Annotated in this window: 16 protein-coding genes; 13 read left to right on the top strand and 3 right to left on the bottom strand. The window is 47.5% G+C overall.

Translation table 11 applies throughout. The annotated features are described in order from the left end of the window. Positions 1 to 122 precede the first annotated feature (122 nt). Positions 123 to 1301 (top strand): glycosyltransferase, encoded by a 1179-nt coding sequence (locus NIES2104_RS08850; protein ID WP_058997718.1) that lies wholly within the window; start codon positions 123 to 125, stop codon positions 1299 to 1301. A 131-nt stretch (positions 1302 to 1432) separates the two neighbouring features. Next, on the top strand, positions 1433 to 3055 hold the full coding sequence (locus NIES2104_RS08845) for an alpha/beta hydrolase (RefSeq protein WP_225895227.1): 1623 nt from the start codon (positions 1433 to 1435) through the stop codon (positions 3053 to 3055). Between the two features lie 75 nt (positions 3056 to 3130). Here NIES2104_RS08845 and pruA read toward each other — a convergent pair whose 3' ends face one another. From pruA to NIES2104_RS08830, 3 genes are all read right to left on the bottom strand, one after another. Further along, a complete protein-coding gene (gene pruA / locus NIES2104_RS08840) occupies positions 3131 to 6100 on the bottom strand; it encodes an L-glutamate gamma-semialdehyde dehydrogenase (RefSeq protein WP_058997716.1) in 2970 nt (989 codons plus the stop codon). Between the two features lie 164 nt (positions 6101 to 6264). Next, entirely contained in the window at positions 6265 to 6645 is a 381-nt protein-coding gene (locus NIES2104_RS08835; RefSeq protein ID WP_058997714.1) for a type II toxin-antitoxin system RelE/ParE family toxin, read from the bottom strand. Then, positions 6635 to 7090, bottom strand: a complete 456-nt coding sequence (locus NIES2104_RS08830) for a hypothetical protein (RefSeq protein ID WP_058997712.1) — start codon at positions 7088 to 7090, stop codon at positions 6635 to 6637. Before NIES2104_RS08830 ends, NIES2104_RS08835 begins: the two co-directional genes overlap by 11 nt. A gap of 109 nt (positions 7091 to 7199) precedes the next feature. Between NIES2104_RS08830 and NIES2104_RS08825 the strand changes: the two genes are divergently transcribed. The 11 genes from NIES2104_RS08825 (at position 7200) to NIES2104_RS08770 (ending at position 18403) form a co-directional block, all read left to right on the top strand. Then, the gene (locus tag NIES2104_RS08825; protein WP_058997710.1) at positions 7200 to 7493 is read left to right on the top strand and encodes a hypothetical protein; all 294 of its coding nucleotides are present in this window, start codon (positions 7200 to 7202) and stop codon (positions 7491 to 7493) included. Between the two features lie 42 nt (positions 7494 to 7535). After that, entirely contained in the window at positions 7536 to 8090 is a 555-nt protein-coding gene (locus NIES2104_RS08820; protein ID WP_059001633.1) for a thylakoid membrane photosystem I accumulation factor, read from the top strand. 78 nt (positions 8091 to 8168) lie between these two features. Then, the gene (locus NIES2104_RS08815) at positions 8169 to 8780 is read left to right on the top strand and encodes a hypothetical protein (protein ID WP_058997708.1); all 612 of its coding nucleotides are present in this window, start codon (positions 8169 to 8171) and stop codon (positions 8778 to 8780) included. Continuing rightward, positions 8746 to 9270 (top strand): DUF1643 domain-containing protein, encoded by a 525-nt coding sequence (locus NIES2104_RS08810; protein ID WP_058997706.1) that lies wholly within the window; start codon positions 8746 to 8748, stop codon positions 9268 to 9270. The genes NIES2104_RS08815 and NIES2104_RS08810 overlap by 35 nt, the downstream gene beginning before the upstream one ends. A gap of 434 nt (positions 9271 to 9704) precedes the next feature. Next, the gene (locus NIES2104_RS08805) at positions 9705 to 10871 is read left to right on the top strand and encodes an ATP-binding protein (protein WP_058997704.1); all 1167 of its coding nucleotides are present in this window, start codon (positions 9705 to 9707) and stop codon (positions 10869 to 10871) included. A gap of 40 nt (positions 10872 to 10911) precedes the next feature. Continuing rightward, positions 10912 to 12351 carry a glutamate--tRNA ligase gene (gene gltX / locus NIES2104_RS08800; protein ID WP_058997702.1) on the top strand — a complete coding sequence of 480 codons (1440 nt, stop codon included), beginning with the start codon at positions 10912 to 10914 and terminating at the stop codon, positions 12349 to 12351. 443 nt (positions 12352 to 12794) lie between these two features. After that, entirely contained in the window at positions 12795 to 14681 is a 1887-nt protein-coding gene (gene ftsH2 / locus NIES2104_RS08790) for an ATP-dependent zinc metalloprotease FtsH2 (RefSeq protein ID WP_058997697.1), read from the top strand. A gap of 194 nt (positions 14682 to 14875) precedes the next feature. Continuing rightward, positions 14876 to 15439 carry a DUF3727 domain-containing protein gene (locus NIES2104_RS08785; RefSeq protein WP_058997696.1) on the top strand — a complete coding sequence of 188 codons (564 nt, stop codon included), beginning with the start codon at positions 14876 to 14878 and terminating at the stop codon, positions 15437 to 15439. A 229-nt stretch (positions 15440 to 15668) separates the two neighbouring features. Beyond that, on the top strand, positions 15669 to 16778 hold the full coding sequence (gene mltG, locus NIES2104_RS08780; protein ID WP_058997694.1) for an endolytic transglycosylase MltG: 1110 nt from the start codon (positions 15669 to 15671) through the stop codon (positions 16776 to 16778). A 188-nt stretch (positions 16779 to 16966) separates the two neighbouring features. Continuing rightward, the gene (locus NIES2104_RS08775; protein WP_058997692.1) at positions 16967 to 17503 is read left to right on the top strand and encodes a YqeG family HAD IIIA-type phosphatase; all 537 of its coding nucleotides are present in this window, start codon (positions 16967 to 16969) and stop codon (positions 17501 to 17503) included. Between the two features lie 294 nt (positions 17504 to 17797). Continuing rightward, complete coding sequence (locus tag NIES2104_RS08770) at positions 17798 to 18403, top strand: DUF1517 domain-containing protein (protein WP_058997691.1); 606 nt, start codon at positions 17798 to 17800, stop codon at positions 18401 to 18403. The last annotated feature ends 97 nt before the right edge of the window (positions 18404 to 18500 follow it).

The following is an 18500-nucleotide window of genomic DNA, read 5'->3' as shown; positions in this document are numbered from 1 at the left end:
GCGCGATCGCGCTTAGTGCGATCGCGTTTTTTCATGGAAAGATACCTATCTTTAGGCACTATTGCAGCCGTAAAATCTGTGAAATAATGCCGCAAGCCCCCTGTTAGCAATTGCAGATTTCCATGTTTATATTAAATGCAGCCCTGGTGGGACTCGTTGGAGTTTTGTTGGGATGGAGTATCTGGACTGGGTTGGAAACGATTTTCGCACTAAGTTCTAAGGTTTCGTCGCAACTGGGTATCAGAGGAAAAGAGCGAGTGGTCGTTTTGATTCCAGCACACAACGAAGAAGCCGGACTAGAAAACACACTAATCGATGTGATGCCACAGTTACGATCGCAGGATCGTCTCGTTGTCGTTGCCGATAACTGTACGGATCAGACTGCTGAGATTGCTCGAAAGCAGGGTGCGATCGTGATTGAGCGGCAGGATTTGATTCAGCGAGGAAAAGGATATGCGCTTGATTATGGCTTGAGAAGTCTGTTGAGTGAGCCGCCTGATGTGGTGATTGTGATTGATGCGGATTGTCGAGTTGAACCGGGTGCGATCGCGACCTTGACCGAAACCGTTCTAAAACAAAAGCGTCCGGCTCAAGCAACTTATTTGATGCAAAAACCTGCTGAGGCGACCGCGAAAGATTCCGTTTCGGCGTTTGCATTCACGACAAAAAACCTAGTGCGTCCGTTGGGATTGTGGCGACTGGGGTTGCCGTGTTTATTGACCGGGACAGGAATGGCGTTTCCTTGGGCGGCAATTCAGGCGGTGGACTTTGCCAGTGGGCACCTGGTTGAAGATATGAAGCTGAGTGTGGACTTGACGATCGCTGGGTACGCCCCCGTTTACTGTCCGGAGGCGCGAGTGATTGGGACATTACCACAACAGGATAGTGCCACTCAGAGTCAGCGAACGCGCTGGGAACATGGGCATTTACAAGCAATTGCTGTGTATGTTCCGGTATTGCTGAAAGCTGCAATTGAGAAGTGGAATGTTGCTGCGATCGTGCTTGCGATCGAATTGAGTGTACCGCCGCTCTCTTTATTAGTCATGAGTTGGATCGGGGTAAGTACGATCGCGATTGTTTGGGGAGTTTTCACTGGATTTTGGCCAGCGGGAATTTGCGCGATCGTTGCTGGAATGTTTTTACTCATGACTGTTTTTGGAGCTTGGGCGAAATTCGGTCGTGAAGATTTACCTTTGAGAGAATTACTGGCAATTCCGTTTTATATATTGTGGAAAATTCCAGTTTATTTGCAGTTCTTAGTGCGTCCACAACGGGATTGGATTCGGACAGCTAGAGACTGAGCGGGGAACTCAGGGAGAGAATTTCTGTCAGATCTACAATTGAATGAGATTGAGAACGAGGTGCAGCCCATTGAAGTGTCGCACCTCGTTTTGGTTGAGTTAGCAAAAAAAGTTTGACAGGATTTTTTACAGTGAAGCGAGATACCTCTTGGAAGACGATCGGGGTTGGAGTTTTGACGGGAGTGGCGCTTGCATTCACAGGGGCTTCTCCGAGTGTTGCGGCTGAGCGGTTAAATTTGCGGTTGGGACCGTTTGAGCAATCGATCGCGGTTTCTGATTTAGAACAGTTTGCGAAAACGGGCACTGTTCCCTCATCGCTTCAACTCTATTCAGCGGTTTTAACTCCCGAATTGCGTCGTGCTTTGACCAGTCGATTGCAGCTTGATCCGAATTTGGGCACACAGATTGTTGAGGATTTGCTAAAGTCGCCATCGGGTCAGCAGGTGTTAAATTCGATTCGGCAAGCGGCACCGGGATTGAGTTTAGAAACGTTGCAGGCGGGATTTTGGTTAGCGGCGCGACAGGCGAATGGACTCGATGCGATCGCAGTTCTACGAGCCATTCCACAGGAGACTGTAACGATCGATGTGACACAAGCGGTGGGAATCGCTTCGCAACTGAATTTTTCGTACTGGAAGACGCAGGGCATTCGATCGCTGTTAGAGCGCAGTTTGAGTACGGGAAATCAGCCGTTTCGAGCTTCGTTTGATCCGTCAACGGCTGGCTCACAAACGGTTCGAGAAAGCTTTTATTCGTTTTATGATGCACAGCGCGATCGACGATTGCCTGTCGATATCTATTCGAGTACTTCCACGAAACCGGATGCGCCTTTGGTCGTGATTGCGCCTGGATTTGAGGCGAATCGGAAATTTTTGGCTTACTTAGCGCGACATTTAGCCTCGCATGGATTGACCGTTGCGGCGATCGAGCATCCCTTTGTGGCTCGGAATGGTTCATTATCCTCGCTCAATCCAGATCGGTTAATTCCATCGAGTGAATTTGTCGATCGACCGAAAGATATTAGTTTTCTGCTAGACCAATTTGAGCGATTGAATCAGCAACCGGGAGATCTTCAAGGCAAGCTCAATGCTCGGAAAGTCTCGGTGATAGGACATTCTCTGGGTGGATTTGAAGCTTTAGCGTTAGCTGGAGCAGAACTGCGATTTGATGAACTGCGGGAATTTTGTCGATCGAGTGGATTGCTCGATCGAGTTCCGGCGGATTGGTTGCAATGTGCCGCGATCGAGCAGCCGAAAAATCGATTAAGCCTGCGGGATCAAAGAGTGGTTCAAGCGATCGCGCTTAATCCTGCGATCGGGCAAATTTTTGGTAAGTCGGGATTGAAATCGGTTGCGACTCCAACCTTGATTTTGACCAGTACCGATGACACGTTAGCGCCTGCATTTAGTCAGCAACTTCAGCCATTTTTACAGTTACCGACTCCGAAGTATTTGCTGACTGCGATCGGGACAACGCATCTGAGTGTGAGTGATCCAGGAAATTTTTCGGGCGCGATTGCACAAGGAACCTTGGTGAAAGAGCGTCGAGGTGAAGAGGTCGAACCGCTGCGGCGATTGTTGCAGGGGGTGAGTTTGGCGTTTATTCAACAATCAACTTCTGAAGCGAAAACGTATCAGCCGTTTTTGACTCCGGAGTATGCCCGATCGTTGTCGAAGCCTGATTTACCGTTGCGACTAAACACAGAGTTGCCTGAAAATCTCACGCGCTGGCTGAGTTTAGCGACTATGTTTTGATCTTTGTGGTGCAGGCATCTTGCCTGCTTCTGGAATCGGGGTCAGGCAAGATGCCCGACCCACACAACTTGCTAACTATTCCGCACCCTCGATCGGGGCAAATCCCTGACGCTGAACATTCTCCGTCACCACTCTCGGCTCAAGGAACTGGAGCAAATAATCGACTCCACCTGCTTTAGAACCCACACCCGAAAGCTTGAAGCCGCCAAACGGTTGACGAGCCACGATCGCGCCTGTGATTCCCCGATTGATGTACAGATTGCCCACTTCAAACTCTGCCTGTGCTTGCTCGATATGCGATGGAGTGCGGGAATATAGCCCACCCGTCAACGCATACGGAGTTCCATTCGCTAAATCCAAAGCTTCCTGGAACGAACTCGATCGCATGACTGCTAAGACTGGACCAAAAATTTCTTCTTGGGCAATTTTGGCATCTGGAGCAACATTCGTGAAAATCACCGGACCGACAAAGTAGCCACCTTCAGGAGTCGGAAGCTCGATCGCGATTTCTGCCTCAGTCCGTCCTTTTTCGATGTAGTCCTGAATCCGTTGCTGTGCTTCTCCATCGATCACCGGACCGACTTTAGTACTAGGCAATTGGGCTTCTCCGATGTTGAGCGATCGAGTCGCTTCAATCAATCGCGCTAAGAATGTCTCATACACAGGTTCAAGCACGATCGCACGAGAACAAGCCGAACATTTCTGCCCGCTGTATCCAAACGCCGATTGCACCACACCTTGAACCGCTTGATCTAAATCCGCACTTTCATCAACGATGATGGCATTCTTACCGCCCATTTCAGCCACAACCCGTTTGAGATGTTTCTGTCCGGGTTGCAGAACGGCAGCATCTTTGTAAATCTGACAGCCTACTGCTTGCGATCCGGTGAACACGATCATGTGAACATCAGGATGCTTCACGAGATGCGCTCCAACGACGTGCCCTTCACCGGGAATAAATTGGAACACACCACGAGGAATTCCCGCTTCGACTAAGATTTCTGCAATTTTGGCAGCAATCACCGAAGAAGTTTCCGCAGGTTTGAACAAGGCACAGTTACCTGTCACTAATGCAGCAACGGTCATACCTACGGGAATTGCTAACGGAAAATTCCACGGAGAAATCACTAAAACAAGTCCGCGTGGATGATAGCGGTAGTGATTCGTTTCACCTGGAAAATCATAGTCCACCCCTCGATCGAGTCTTTCCATCTCCGAGGCGTAATAGTTACAGAAATCGATCGCTTCTGAAACCTCCCCGTCCCCTTCTTTTACAGGCTTACCCACTTCATACGTCATCCAAGCGATCAATTCTTCGCGCCGTTGTTCAAACAGATTGGCAGCTTTGCGAAGAATTTGAGCGCGTTCGGTTGCGGGAGTGCGTCGCCATGCGGGAAAAGCAGATTTAGCCGCCTCGATCGCTTGATCTGCCTGCTCAATATTAATCATGCCGATCGTGCCAACCGTCTCACTAAACCGGGATGGATTTTCGGATTTGAGCTTCTCAGCCGTTTCGACAAATTCACCATTGATGAGAGGTAAATAAGTCTGTCCGAATTGTTCGCGAACAGATTGCAAAGCGGCTTGAATGCGATCGCGTTTCGCACTGTCTGCATAGTCCGTGTCGGCTGCATTCTCAAACTTATTGAGTGACTTTAGTTCTGAATGTTCACCCACTTTCGGAGCCGAAATCAGTTCCTCGATCGGTCTTTCCTCTAAGTTTTGCCGCAAGAATGAACTATTTGCTGTGTTCTCCAACAAGCGACGAATCAGATAAGACATTCCTGGAATCAGTTCCCCATAAGGACAATAGACCCGCACTCGATAGCCTTGATCGACAATCGCTTTCGCTAACTTATCCCCCATTCCGTAGAGGGTTTGGAACTCGATTCGATGTTTGGGAATGTTCAGAGATTTCGCGATCGCGAGTGCGTGAGCTTGCGATCGCACATTATGACTTCCGATCGCAGCATTCAAAACTTCGTGATTTTCCAACAGCAATTCTGTCAACTGTTCATAGTTTGCATCGGTTTCAGCCTTATCGTTAAACACAGGCTGTTCCCAGTCTTTCTGAACCGCTTTGATCGTTTCTTGATCCCAATATGCGCCTTTCACTAATCGAACTGTCACCGGAGTTCCGCGCTCTTTCGCCCAATCGACCAAGCCCTGCAAATCTTCCTTGCTATCGCGAAGATAGCCTTGAATCGTCATACCGATATCAGAACGCGATCGAAACTCCGGCTCCATCAACAATGCCTTTAAAGTCGCCAAAGTCAGATCTTTGTAAGCATATTGCTCCATGTCAAAGTGAACCGCTGCACCGAGTTCCTGAGCATGACGTAACAGTGTTCTTGCTCGATCGGCAACTCGCGCTTTACTCCCTTCTTCATCGAGCGGATCGAACTGTGAATAAAATGCGGTGAGCTTCACGGAAACCTGAACTTTCGGAATCGGGTTTCCATCTGCGAAATCAATCTGTTCGACCTTCGACCAGGATTTCGAGGCTTCGGTGAGTTGAGTCATCAAATTTAAATAGCGATCGAGATACGATTGCGCTTCCGCTTCGGTAATTACCGCTTCACCGAGCAGATCAACCGTAAACGTCATCTTTTCTTTTCTCAAACGTTCGATCGTTTTTAGCACTTGCTTGAGATTTTCACCCGCAATGTACTTATGTGCCAAAGTCTCGACCGCAGTTGAAAGCGTTGTTGCCGCTAACTGTCCTGGCATCGATTCCGCATTCGCAAAATTGAGCAGATTTTTTAGAGCCGCAGGAAGTTCAACGGTTCGATCGCTCATATATTCCTGCAAATGCCGCGCAATTTCCGGCTTACTTTTGAGCGATGGCAAACAATCGATCAAGCGAAACAACTGCACTCGTAACCCTGGATTGCCCATTGCCCAGCCGAGTAACTTATCATCCCACTGCATCTGATCGCGCATTTGAGCGAACCACGATCGCGATTCACGAGTCGCACTAAGTAATTGACGTGCGATCGCTTGTGTCTGAGATTCATAGCGGTCATTGAAAGTCTGACTCACCATAACTTGAACGTCTCCGGTAGATAAATCTGAGAAATCGGTAGCTGTCTAGTGTCCTATAGTTCTATTCTGAATTCTGTGAGGAGCATCACAGCGAGAATGCTTCACAAAGGTTCACTCCTTACAATAAAAAGCTTTGTTCAGATACATCTCGTCATGAATACAATTCATTCAAGGTTTTCTGCATCTAACTCCTTGTTCGCTTGCCCAATGAGTTCTTTCACTTCACTCGCAGAAATGCCCGATCGTTCTGATTTTGAATAAATCGCAACTAGCAAGACTTTGATGGGTGTACGGATGTAATAGATTACTGGGTAGCCCCCGCTCTTACCGCGGTTTGCGTCTCGATTTGGAATCCGAACCTTATAAACCGTATCCTTCACACCCGAAATCTGATCACCTGGAGTTTGTCCTGCCTCAAGTTGTTTCAGTGTGGGTTCAAGATCAGAACGAATACTTGGATAACGTTTCTTTAATCCCTTCAGTTCACGCTTAAAAGACGAAGCAGCAACAACTTCGACAGTCGGTGAAGCCTCGTCATTCGTCATCCAATCCATCCCATAGTTCGGACAGTGGGATAGTGTTTCCAGTCATTACATCTTTCCAGCCATCCCGAATACTTTGTCTTGCAATCTTGTCAGAAATGGCATCTTCCAGGCGAGAGAGCGACTGTACGAAGCAATGCTGTAGATTTTTGCCTCTGCGAATTGACTCAGGCAGCAAAGACAGCCGATTTATCAAGCCTGACCATCCCTGCTGATTTTCTAATGCACGATCGATCAAACATTGCTGTTTCCGAATCAGTTGCCGCTCGTCTTCAGGTAAACTATCCCAGTTTTTCTGAATCAGATCGATCGTAAAATCTATAGTCTGACAAAGCACTTCAATTTCGTCTGCTAACTTCGTAACCTGATCGGTACGCTCAAACAGAAAGCTTCTAGTCTGCGAGATTTGCTGAATTGTATTTAGATGAAGAGTCAATGTGTCTAACATTCAGCTTTGATTCCAAAGTGTTATACAAAAATCTCTAGTACCTCAAATCTAACATTAATCTTGAGGAAACCATGTGTACTATAGAAGCTGATAACGTGAGGCAGACTTGATGAATTCTACGGTACAGTTTGGGATTGTTTGCTTTGTTCTATTTTTTCTAATTTCTCAGGTGTTCCAATGGGCGCAAGAAATCACTTTACCGTTACCGTTTTTTATTCTGAGTGGCGCATTATTAGCGATCGCATCAAACTTCGATCGACGGGCGGGATTTCCCTTTAATTTGATCAATTCTCCCACTGAAGCTCCCCCAGTCGAGCCGCCAACGATCGCCCAATCAACGACTGCTAAATTTCCGCGAGAAATTTCTTTCACGATTCGCAAACCTGAAAAACTGGATCAGTAATCCGTCACAATGGGAGAGAGTGATGTTATTTCTCTGACCCTTATGTTGAATCGTTTCATGTTGGCGTTTGTCGCGCTGTTGATGATTTGTTTGACGATCGCACAACCCGCTTGGGCAAGTCTCGACGACGATCGCTATGATGGCGAAATCTTTGCGCTCTATGCCGGAAACGGTTCGCTCGTACCGCCGAAAATGACTCTAGCCGACACGATGAAGCAGAAAAAGCCAGCTTTACTGGTGTTCTACACCGATGACAGCAGCGATTGTAAGCGGTTCTCTAATGTGGTTTCTCAAACTCAGGCTTTTTACGGGCGTGTGATTGATATTTTGCCGATTCGAGTTGATTCGCTGCCGCTAAAAGATAAATTTGAGCCAACTGAACCCGGCTATTACTACAAAGGCTTTGTGCCGCAGACGATCGTGTTTGATCAAACGGGGAAAGTGCGATTAAACGAAGTGGGCGCGATTTCGTATGAACAAATCGATGATGAATTTCGTAAAGTGTTTGATTTACTTCCGCGATCGGAATCCGTCATCCTCAAGCGTCGTCCGGTGAATGAAATTAACACTGAACTCGTGCCGCAGGCGAAACCTTAAGAATCACGTTGAGAAATTTCGCGCTTTAGAGATTCCCCGGTAAGATTTCGAGTAGGACACCTAGCCCCATTTCCTGAGATGCCCCAAATCTACAGCACTGAGGAACTGATCCAAATCCTGTCGCAAGAGCGCCACGCCTGCATGAACGGGCAACGCTTGAATCTTGCCGCGATGCCTTCTGGAATCAATCCCTTGCTCGATCGCTTTGTCAATTCCGATGGCATTCAGCGCTTCACGGCTTATCGAGATTTTCGCAACGCAATTCACCAGTATCAAATCGAGCATCAGGTTTCTGGTCTGGTTTGGACGCTGCTGAATATTCAGGGAAAAACGTTTCGCTGTCCAAGAATTCACGAACAGTTGACCAGCTTGCCCTCAGATTTGGCGATTTTGCAGGCGGAGAAAAGCGCGATCGTCGAATTTTGGCGATCAATTACGATCGGATTTGATTTCTACCTCAGCATGAATAGCGGCAAGCTGCATCAATTCATTACCCAGAATGATATTGAGCGAATTTTGCAGCGATCGGAGTGGGCAGCGTTGAGCCATCAGGGAAAAGCTGAAACGCTCGAAATTATTTTGCAGTTGGGATGGGGCAAGCCCGAAGAAGCGGTTTATCGTCGAGGATTTCCAGACTCAGGCAGTGAATATATCCATGCCGTCCGACCCGGACAAATACCGATCGGGTAATGGGGCAATTTTTGATGGCGACTATCGATATGCGCTCTGGCGGACTTGGGAGTCCTCAGCGCGGGTCGGATTTGTCATGCTCAATCCCAATCAAGCCGATGCCGAATTGAATGATCCAACGATTCGACGCTGTATCGGGTTTGCGAAACGTTGGGGATTTGGCGGGCTGGAAGTCGTAAATTTATTCGCGTACCGGGCGAAAACGCCACAGTTGTTAAAACAGGCAGCGGAGCCGATCGGGAAAGACAACGATCGCTATTTATTCACGCTATCCGAACGAGTCGATCTGATTATTTTAGCTTGGGGCAATTGGGGCGAATTTGGAGAGCGTCATCACCAAGTATTGCCGTTTTTCCAAACAGAAAATGTCTATACATTAGGTGTTACGAAATTAGGACATCCGAAACATCCGCTGTATTTGCGGCAAGATAGCGATCGCATTCCGTGGATCGAACAATCTTCAATTAAGACAATAATAAATGTTACTTAAACTGCAAGTTCAATAGAACTTTCTATCATGAGGTGTTCCGCATCAAGGTGATTAAGATAGCAAAGATTCGATTCACGCTGATGCTAATTTAACGAAGAAAGATTTAGAAGAGTCGTCCAGCTTGAACTCGTTGAACGGACTAAACTTACATTAGAATAGCGTATACTGACGAATTCAAATATCTGCGTATTTCACGCCTGTCGAGGTAATTTTTTACTAATACTTTTAACCAGTATTAATGAGCCTACCGATGTTACATTTCATACTTCTAAGTGCATTATTTTTCTAATTGTGTCGTTTAGCACTCTAGCTTAATCTTTGATTCATCATAATGAACCTTGTTCCTGAAATAAACCGAGTTAAACGTGGTCATTTAATTCCCGATTTTATCGGTTCCACCATTGCGATCGTCTGCACAGGTAGGTGAGTCAGAAATGGTGGGTGAAAAGATTGCTATTGTCGAAGATGAAGGTGTGGTCGCACTGAGTTTGCGATCCCGTTTAGAAGCTGCAAATTATTCGGTGACTGGCATTGCTGATTCCGCACATTCCGCTTTATCTCTTGTTGCAAATACAACACCGGATTTAGTGTTAATGGATGTGGGATTGAAGGGCGAACAGAACGGAATTGAAGTTGCTCATACCATTCGCGATCGCTGGAAAATCCCAGTTATTTTTCTAACAGGCTATGCCGATCCAGAAATAATTTATTCGGCTCAACAAACCGATCTTTTTGGATATCTAATTAAGCCGATTAATCTGATCGAACTTGAAAGCGCGATTCAAGTTGCACTCAAGAAACATCAACATCAACAAGAATTAGAACAGCGGCTTAAGCATCAAACTCAAGAGCTTGCCGTGATTCACGCCCGTTTGCAGCACGAAATTGCAGCACGACAACGGACAGAATCCCAAATCACTCAAGCGATCGAAGAACTGCACGAACTGAAATCGCGCTTTATCACGACCGCATCCCATGAATTTAGAACGCCGTTGTCGATCATTCTCACGTCTACAGAATTATTAGAGCGGCTCGGTACAGACTGCCCCGAAGATCGACGATCGCGCTATTTTCAAAAGATTCGCGATGCGGTGCGATCGATGACAACGATTCTGACGAATGCGCTCACGTTACGAAAAATGGGTGCAGATGAAATTGCTCCAAAACTGGATTCGTTTGATTTACAGCGATTTTGCACCAGTCTTGTGTCTGACCTTCAGCAACACGATCGTATTCAGTTCCGCTTTCTGGGCAACAGTCGGCGAGTCAATCTTGATCCTGAATTATTCAGTTTGATTGTGAATCATCTCGTCGCTAATGCGCTCAAATTCTCGAAGCAATCGATCGATCTCGAAGTTCGCACTGATTCTCAGCACATCTTAATTACTGTGAGCGATCGCGGTTTAGGCATTCCTGAAGAAGACTTGCCGATGATTTTCGAGCCGTTTCACCGAGCGAAAAATGTTGACACGATTCCGGGCGGTGGATTGGGATTGTCGATCGTGAAACAATGCGTCGAGCTTCAGCGTGGATCAATCTCAATCCAAAGCGAACTCGGACAAGGTACGACGGCTCAGGTTGAGTTACCCACGAAATCCTAATTGCGCCACAATGGAGAATGCACAATTTCCTATTTGACTCATGACAGTTCGCGTTCGCATTGCACCCAGCCCGACTGGGAATCTCCACATCGGAACGGCTAGAACTGCGGTTTTTAACTGGCTGTTTGCCCGTCATCATGGTGGAAAATTCATTCTTCGCATCGAAGACACCGATCTAGAGCGATCGAAACCCGAATACACGCAGAACATTTTCGACGGGTTGACTTGGCTCGGTTTGACGTGGGACGAAGAACCCGTCTATCAAACCGCTCGGATGAGTTTGTACGGCGAAAAGATTAAGCAACTTCTTGAAAAAGGACTTGCTTATCGCGCTTATGATACGCCTGAAGAACTGGATGCGATGCGGGAAGCACAAAAAGCCAGAAACGAAGCGCCCCGATACGACAATCGCCATCGTAATCTGACTCCCGAACAAGAAGCGGCTTACTTGGCTGAAGGTCGCAAGCCTGTGATTCGGTTCAAAATCGAGGACGATCGAGAAATTTCCTGGACGGATCTCGTTCGCGGAACGGTCACATGGAAAGGTCGCGATTTGGGCGGCGATATGGTGATTGCTCGTGCGGCAGAAGGCGAAGAAATCGGTCAACCGCTTTATAACTTTGTCGTGGTAATTGACGATATCGATATGCAAATCAGCCATGTGATCAGGGGCGAAGATCACATCGGAAATACGCCGAAGCAAATTCTACTGTATGAAGCATTAGGCGCGACGTTACCAGAATTCGGACACACTCCACTGATTTTGAATCAAGCAGGCGCGAAACTTTCCAAGCGCGATGGCGTGACTTCGATTTCTGATTTTAGAAATATGGGATACACATCGGACGCGATCGCGAATTACATGACGCTGCTCGGTTGGTCGCCTCCCGAACCGATGACCGAAATTTTCACGCTCACAGAAGCGGCTGAGAAATTCGGATTCGATCGCGTCAATAAAGCTGGAGCTAAATTCGACTGGGATAAATTGAACTGGCTGAACGGGCAGTATATTCACGCAATGCCGATTCCAGAGGTGACGGATTTATTAGTTCCGATCTGGAAATCAGCTGGGTATGTATTTGATGAAAAGAGCGATCGTGCATGGCTGGAACAAATCGCTGCCCTAGTTGCTCCGAGCCTTTCTCGCCTAAATGAAGCGGTAGAAATGACGCGCTATCTGTTCCAATCCGTGGAATTGAACGAAGATGCGAAAGCTCAAATGCAGCAAGAAGGCGCATCCACAGCGATTAAGGCAATCTTAGAGGCGATGCCTTCACCGTTAACTGAAGCTGCGACTCAAGACGTGATTAAACAAGTCGTGAAAGAGCAGAACTTGAAGAAAGGTGTCGTGATGAAATCGCTCAGAGCCTCGCTAACTGGGGCGCTTCAAGGACCTGATTTAGTCCAGTCCTGGTTGCTGTTGAATCAGAAAGGACTCGATCGAGAACGGTTTGAGCAGGCATTGTCGATCGTGGCTTAAGAAGGTGTTTGAAACGTAGTCGTTATTGCCACACCCCGCCCTGAAATGAATTTTGGGCTAACCGACGCAAGTTCATTGAAATGAACTAAGAGCCTAGAACTCGCTCCTAGTCTACTTCAGTAGACTTTCGCCGATTAGCCCGAAATTCATTTCAGGGCGAGCGCACAACGCAGCGAAAACTTTCCAAACAGCCTCCAATCGATCGCACCAAACCCCAAGAAGTTCCCCTTCCAAACTCCCGTTTGTCGGAAGACCCGAATTTCTGTTAAATTTAGTTAAGATTCTTCTCATTAATCCCTTGGTAGAGAATCCGTAAAAGTACTTGCGCTTCATCTGAGCTTAATTCTTGAGCCAAATCGCACCGTACAAACTCGTATGGAAGCTCCATACTTAAATAACGATCGATCTTTACCGTTGTAGCCGTATCGCGAGGTTGCTAGTTTATGAAATCTTCTTGGAGAACCATCCTGCTCTGGGCATTACCCGCGCTCGTCGTTGGGTTTTTCCTATGGCAAGGATCAATCGCTCCAACCGCACCCAGTACAAGTCGAAACACCGCCAGCACCCGGATGACTTATGGACGGTTCCTGGAGTATTTAGATGCCAATCGAATTACTAGTGTTGATTTATATGATGGCGGTCGGACTGCGATCGTAGAAGCAGTTGATCCAGATTTGGATAATCGGCTACAACGCTTACGAGTCGATCTCCCCGGCAATACTCCCGAACTCGTGACCCGTCTTCGCACCGCTGGTGTAAACCTCGATTCTCATCCCATCCGCAACGATGGCGCAGTCTGGAACCTGCTCGGAAACCTGATTTTCCCGATTCTGCTCTTGGGTGGATTGTTCTTCTTGTTCCGTCGATCGGGGAATGTTCCCGGTGGTCCTGGACAAGCGATGAGCTTCGGTAAGTCTCGCGCTCGTTTCCAAATGGAAGCGAAAACGGGTGTCTTATTTGATGATGTCGCAGGCATCGAAGAAGCAAAGGAAGAACTTCAAGAAGTTGTTACTTTCTTGAAAAAGCCCGAACGCTTTACCGCAGTCGGCGCAAAAATTCCCAAGGGCGTTCTGCTCGTTGGACCTCCTGGAACAGGTAAGACACTGTTAGCAAAAGCGATCGCAGGTGAAGCGGGTGTTCCCTTCTTCTCGATCTCTGGTTCCGAATTCGTCGAAATGTTCGTCGGTGTGGGTGCGTCCCGCGTCCGCGACTTGTTCAAAAAAGCGAAAGAAAACGCACCTTGTATCATCTTTATCGATGAAATTGATGCGGTCGGTCGTCAGCGTGGAGCGGGCATCGGTGGCGGTAACGATGAACGGGAACAAACCCTGAACCAACTCCTAACCGAGATGGATGGCTTTGAAGGCAATACCGGCATCATCATCATCGCAGCAACGAACCGCCCTGATGTACTTGACTCTGCTTTATTGCGTCCGGGTCGTTTCGATCGCCAAGTTACCGTCGATGTCCCCGATATCAAAGGTCGTCTTGAAGTTCTGAACGTTCACGCTCGCAACAAAAAGATTGCACCTGAAGTTTCACTCGAAGCGATCGCACGTCGGACTCCAGGTTTCTCTGGAGCAGACTTAGCGAACTTGCTGAACGAAGCCGCAATTCTCACCGCTCGTCGCCGTAAAGATGCCATCACGATGCTCGAAATCGATGATGCTGTCGATCGCGTCGTGGCGGGAATGGAAGGCACACCGCTGACCGATAGTAAGAGCAAGCGATTGATCGCTTATCACGAAATCGGACACGCGATCGTAGGTACTTTAGTAAAAGAGCACGATCCCGTACAGAAGGTGACTCTGGTTCCTCGTGGTCAGGCTCGTGGTTTGACTTGGTTTATGCCGAGTGAAGATCAAGGACTGATTTCGCGATCGCAAATCCTAGCGCGAATCAAAGGTGCTTTAGGTGGACGCGCTGCGGAAGAAGTGATTTTCGGAGATGCGGAAGTCACGACGGGCGCAGGTGGCGACATTCAGCAAGTTACTGGAATGGCTCGTCAGATGGTGACTCGTTACGGAATGTCGGATCTCGGTCCGTTGTCGCTCGAAAGTCAGCAAGGCGAAGTCTTCTTAGGTGCAGGTTGGACGACGCGATCGGAATATTCCGAAGAAATCGCGGCTCGAATCGATGCTCAAGTGCGATCGATTGTCGAACATTGCTTAGAAGATACCCGTCGGATTGTTCGCGAAAATCGGGAAGTGATCGATCGCTTAGTCGATCTGCTGGTGGAAAAAGAAACGATCGATGGCGATGAATTCCGTCAGATCGTTGCAGAATACACCGCAGTTCCTGAGAAAGATCGATATGTCCCGCAACTGTAATTCGCTAAGATAAATTCAATTCGATCGGGGTGGTGAGAACCATCCCGATTTTTTGTTCAATCGATGTCCCGCTCTTGGTTTGAGCAAAAGTGCCCATTCTACGAGATACTTTTGGGAGGACAAACCGCGATCGCAACTGTTGATTTCGGTGAGTCCAAAATTCGTTTTATGTAAGTTGAGATAGAGAGAGTCCAATGGACGAAGACAGCATTAACAGCATGGATGCTCCCACCGTAACCCTCACAGATGAGTCAGGCTTGACCCTCACCTGCTACATCGAGCATTCTTTGGACGTGGAAGACCAAGAATATGTGCTGTTACTTCCCGTTGACTCGCCGATCGAGATTTTCGCTTGGCAGGAAAATGGCGACGAGGATGAAGCAGTATTAGTCGAAGATCAGGCAGTCATTGATCAGGTGTTTCCGATCGCAAAAGCGGTGCTAGAAGAGCAAAATTTGGCTCTGAAGCAAACAGCCGTTGTGCTAACCGTTGAAGGTGACTTACCCGATTTAGACGATGACGAAGCTTGGGCAGGCGTAGAATCCGACTCAGACGATGATCAGGAAGAACTACAACTGTTAGCCAGCTTTTGGTATGAGGAACAAGAATACGCAATTTATACACCGCTTGATCCTTATTTCATTTTGGCGCGACTCGATGACGATGGAACGCCACATTTGTTATCGCAAGAAGAGCTTAAGAAAATTGAGCCAATGTTACCGATGATCGAAGATCAACTCTTCGATGAAATGGATTAGTTTAGTTGGAGTCGGTATTTTTGAATACTCGCGTTCAGAAATAAAAGCCGACTCCTAAAAAAATATTTTTCCTCATCTAAATTCAGCGCTACAATCCTTATTTGGTCGCGATCCCCTCGATCGCAAATCTTGTTGATAAATCATTTTTATATCCGTTGACTTATTTCGTAACTCCGTTAAGATTTGTTCTCAGCAAAGTGATTTGCTCAGTTCTTCACCTTCATTCGAGATGAAAATCGCTAAAAGTGTTGCGAGATTTTCGTTTTTCCTGTTTCTCGTCGGGGCTGCACTCGGTCTATCTGCTTGGCGTGCTCAAGCCTGGTGGAATTTCGCCAGTTCTCCGATCGCTGCTCAAGCCGCTCCAGAGCAAGGAAAACGAGTTCTGATTCAGATTCCTCAAGGAACTTCGGCTCAACAGATCGGACAAGAACTCGAAGCTGCTGGATTAATTCGATCGGCGAAAGCCTGGGAAGTCTGGGCACGCTGGCTGATGTGGAAAAATCCCGATGGCGGATTTCAAGCCGGAAACTATGAGCTTTCGACCGGGGATAGTTTGCAAGCGATCGCGCAAAAAATTTGGGAAGGACAAGTCGCACAACGCAGCTTTACGATTCCTGAAGGCTGGTCGCTAAAACAGATGGCGAACTATTTCGAGAAAGAAGGATTTTTCAAAGCTCAAGATTTTCTCAACGCCGCAAGCCAAGTTCCGATCGCAGATTTTCCTTGGTTGCCGCCGAATTTGCCCTTTCTAGAAGGCTTTCTTTACCCCGATACTTATCAGATCGAAGCCGGATCAGCGATCACTTCTCAACAAGTCGTGCGCCAAATGCTAAATCGTTTCGAGCAGGTTGCACTCCCGATTTACAACCAGAATCGCGGTAAAACTAATCTTTCTCTGCTGCAATGGGTCACGCTTGCCAGCATCGTCGAGAAAGAAGCGGTGATTCCAACCGAACGTGCTCGAATTTCTGGCGTATTTCACAATCGTCTGAAGAAGAACATGACGCTTGGATCTGATCCAACGGTGGAATATGCCCTTGGAGTACAGCAAACTCCTGAGAATCCGTTAACTTACGCTCAGGTCGCGACTCCTTCGCCGTACAACACTTATGTCACACCCGGACTGCCACCGACTCCGATCGCGGCTCCGGGAATTGCCAGCCTCAAAGCAACCTTAGACCCTGAACAAACCGATTATCTCTATTTTGTAGCGCGGTACGATGGCTCTCATGTGTTTAGTCGTACTCTGGCAGAACATGAAGCGGCGCAAGGTAAAATTCGCGATCGTGTCGATGCCCAGGCACAAAAAGAACAATCCAAACCTGCAAAAACTCGATAGCACTCTGTGAGAATCCGATACGAAATCGAGACACGATCGCTCTAAACTGTTGATTAGGTTTAGAGCACTCTTTCATAAAGATATAAACAAATTGTCACAGTAAATCGAATTGTGATTGATTTAACCAAATTCAACTCGTACGCTAGTCAATAGACTTTTTAATTGTTCAACCTCACGAGTGTCACGCCATGTCTTGGGGCAAACTTCTCCAACCCGATCTTCTTCTCGATACGACCATTCTTGGATTAACACCGGAACTCCTTCAACAAAGCGGACTACGCGGTCTCGTGCTTGATGTGGATGAAACGCTAGTCCCAATCACCACCGCACAAATTTCAGCCGAACTTTTACCGTGGGTTGAGCAAGTTCGAGAAATCACCCAAATCTGGCTGGTCAGCAACAATATCAGTGAGAACCGGATTAAACGGATTGCGGATGTGCTGAAAGTGCCGTACTACATTACGGGTGCAGGCAAGCCTTCGCGCCGGAAGTTGAGACGGGCGGTCGAGGCGATGGATTTGCCGCCAGAACAAGTGGGAATGGTGGGCGATCGCTTATTTACCGATGTTCTAGCCGGAAACCGTTTAGGCATGTTCACGATTTTGGTGCAGCCGATGGTCGATCCAGCCGCAGAAGTGGCACGCAAATATCCGGTTCATGCGATCGAGATTTGGCTCTCTCAAGCGCTGGGTGCCACTCTGACTCCGCATAAGCACCAAATCTAAAGAAAAGGTTAGAGAGCCGAAACATCCTCCGGATGTCTGAGATTCTAGATATAGATCAAATGGAGCCAGCGAATTTAAAGGCTCTAACCCATAAATCTCTGTGAATACTAGGTGAACTGCTAATTTCTCTTCGAGGGTTGGCAGTTTGCTTTTTGGGGTGAAATTGATACAAACCGCTTCATTGTTCAGCCCCATCCCTAAAGCGCACGAAAACGCCTAACTAACGGCAGACGCTTGTTTCTACGAGGTTTAGTACGTTATCCCTTGTTAATAAACAGAGTTTAGGTTGTTTTTATGAGTTCTTGGCGCGATCGATTGAACCAATTTTCGGGAAAAAGCCGATTTATGGTCTGTCGGCTGTTTATTCATTTGGCTGGGGATGAAGTAGCTCCGCTGCTCGGAATCTTGAATCGAGCAGGACGAGATGCGATCGAGTCCGAGGGCGATCTGCAAGTTTTAGGCGAAGGACTGGTCGAGGTATGTCAAAGCTTGCTGCAATATCAAACCTATTGGCGATCGGCTGCCAATGAAGGTGACGCGGTTTGGAACGAAGGTGAAGCGGGCGATTATGTGAATGAACTGTTCACAGACTCGGCTCAGCGGTACTTGAGTGCGCCGGAATTGGAGACAGGTACGGAAAGCCCTAACGATGAATTGACGTTACCCGTGACGCAGAACCTGATTGTAATGATTACGATCGCAGCAGAAGGGGAAGTTCCTGAACTCGAAACAGATTTAGCGGATCTGAGAGCGCTGGCGACTGGACTGAAAGCAATCATTAACTTGCAGTACCAAGAGCGACTAAGAGCGATTCAAATTCACTTTTCTCCTTCGCGCCTCGGTGATGAACTTAGTTCTGATCAGTTGCTGGAATTTTACCCGGAACTGATCCCTCTCTAGAAATATGCGGTGTTCTCTCGATAGGATGCTGAATAGTGTAGGAAAAGACTCTAGAACAGGATTAAGTGAAGCGCCTATGTTCTCCTTTATTAAACTC

It is taken from the genome of Leptolyngbya sp. NIES-2104 (assembly GCF_001485215.1).
GTDB lineage: Bacteria > Cyanobacteriota > Cyanobacteriia > Leptolyngbyales > Leptolyngbyaceae > Leptolyngbya.
This window is presented reverse-complemented; position numbering and strand designations above follow the sequence as displayed.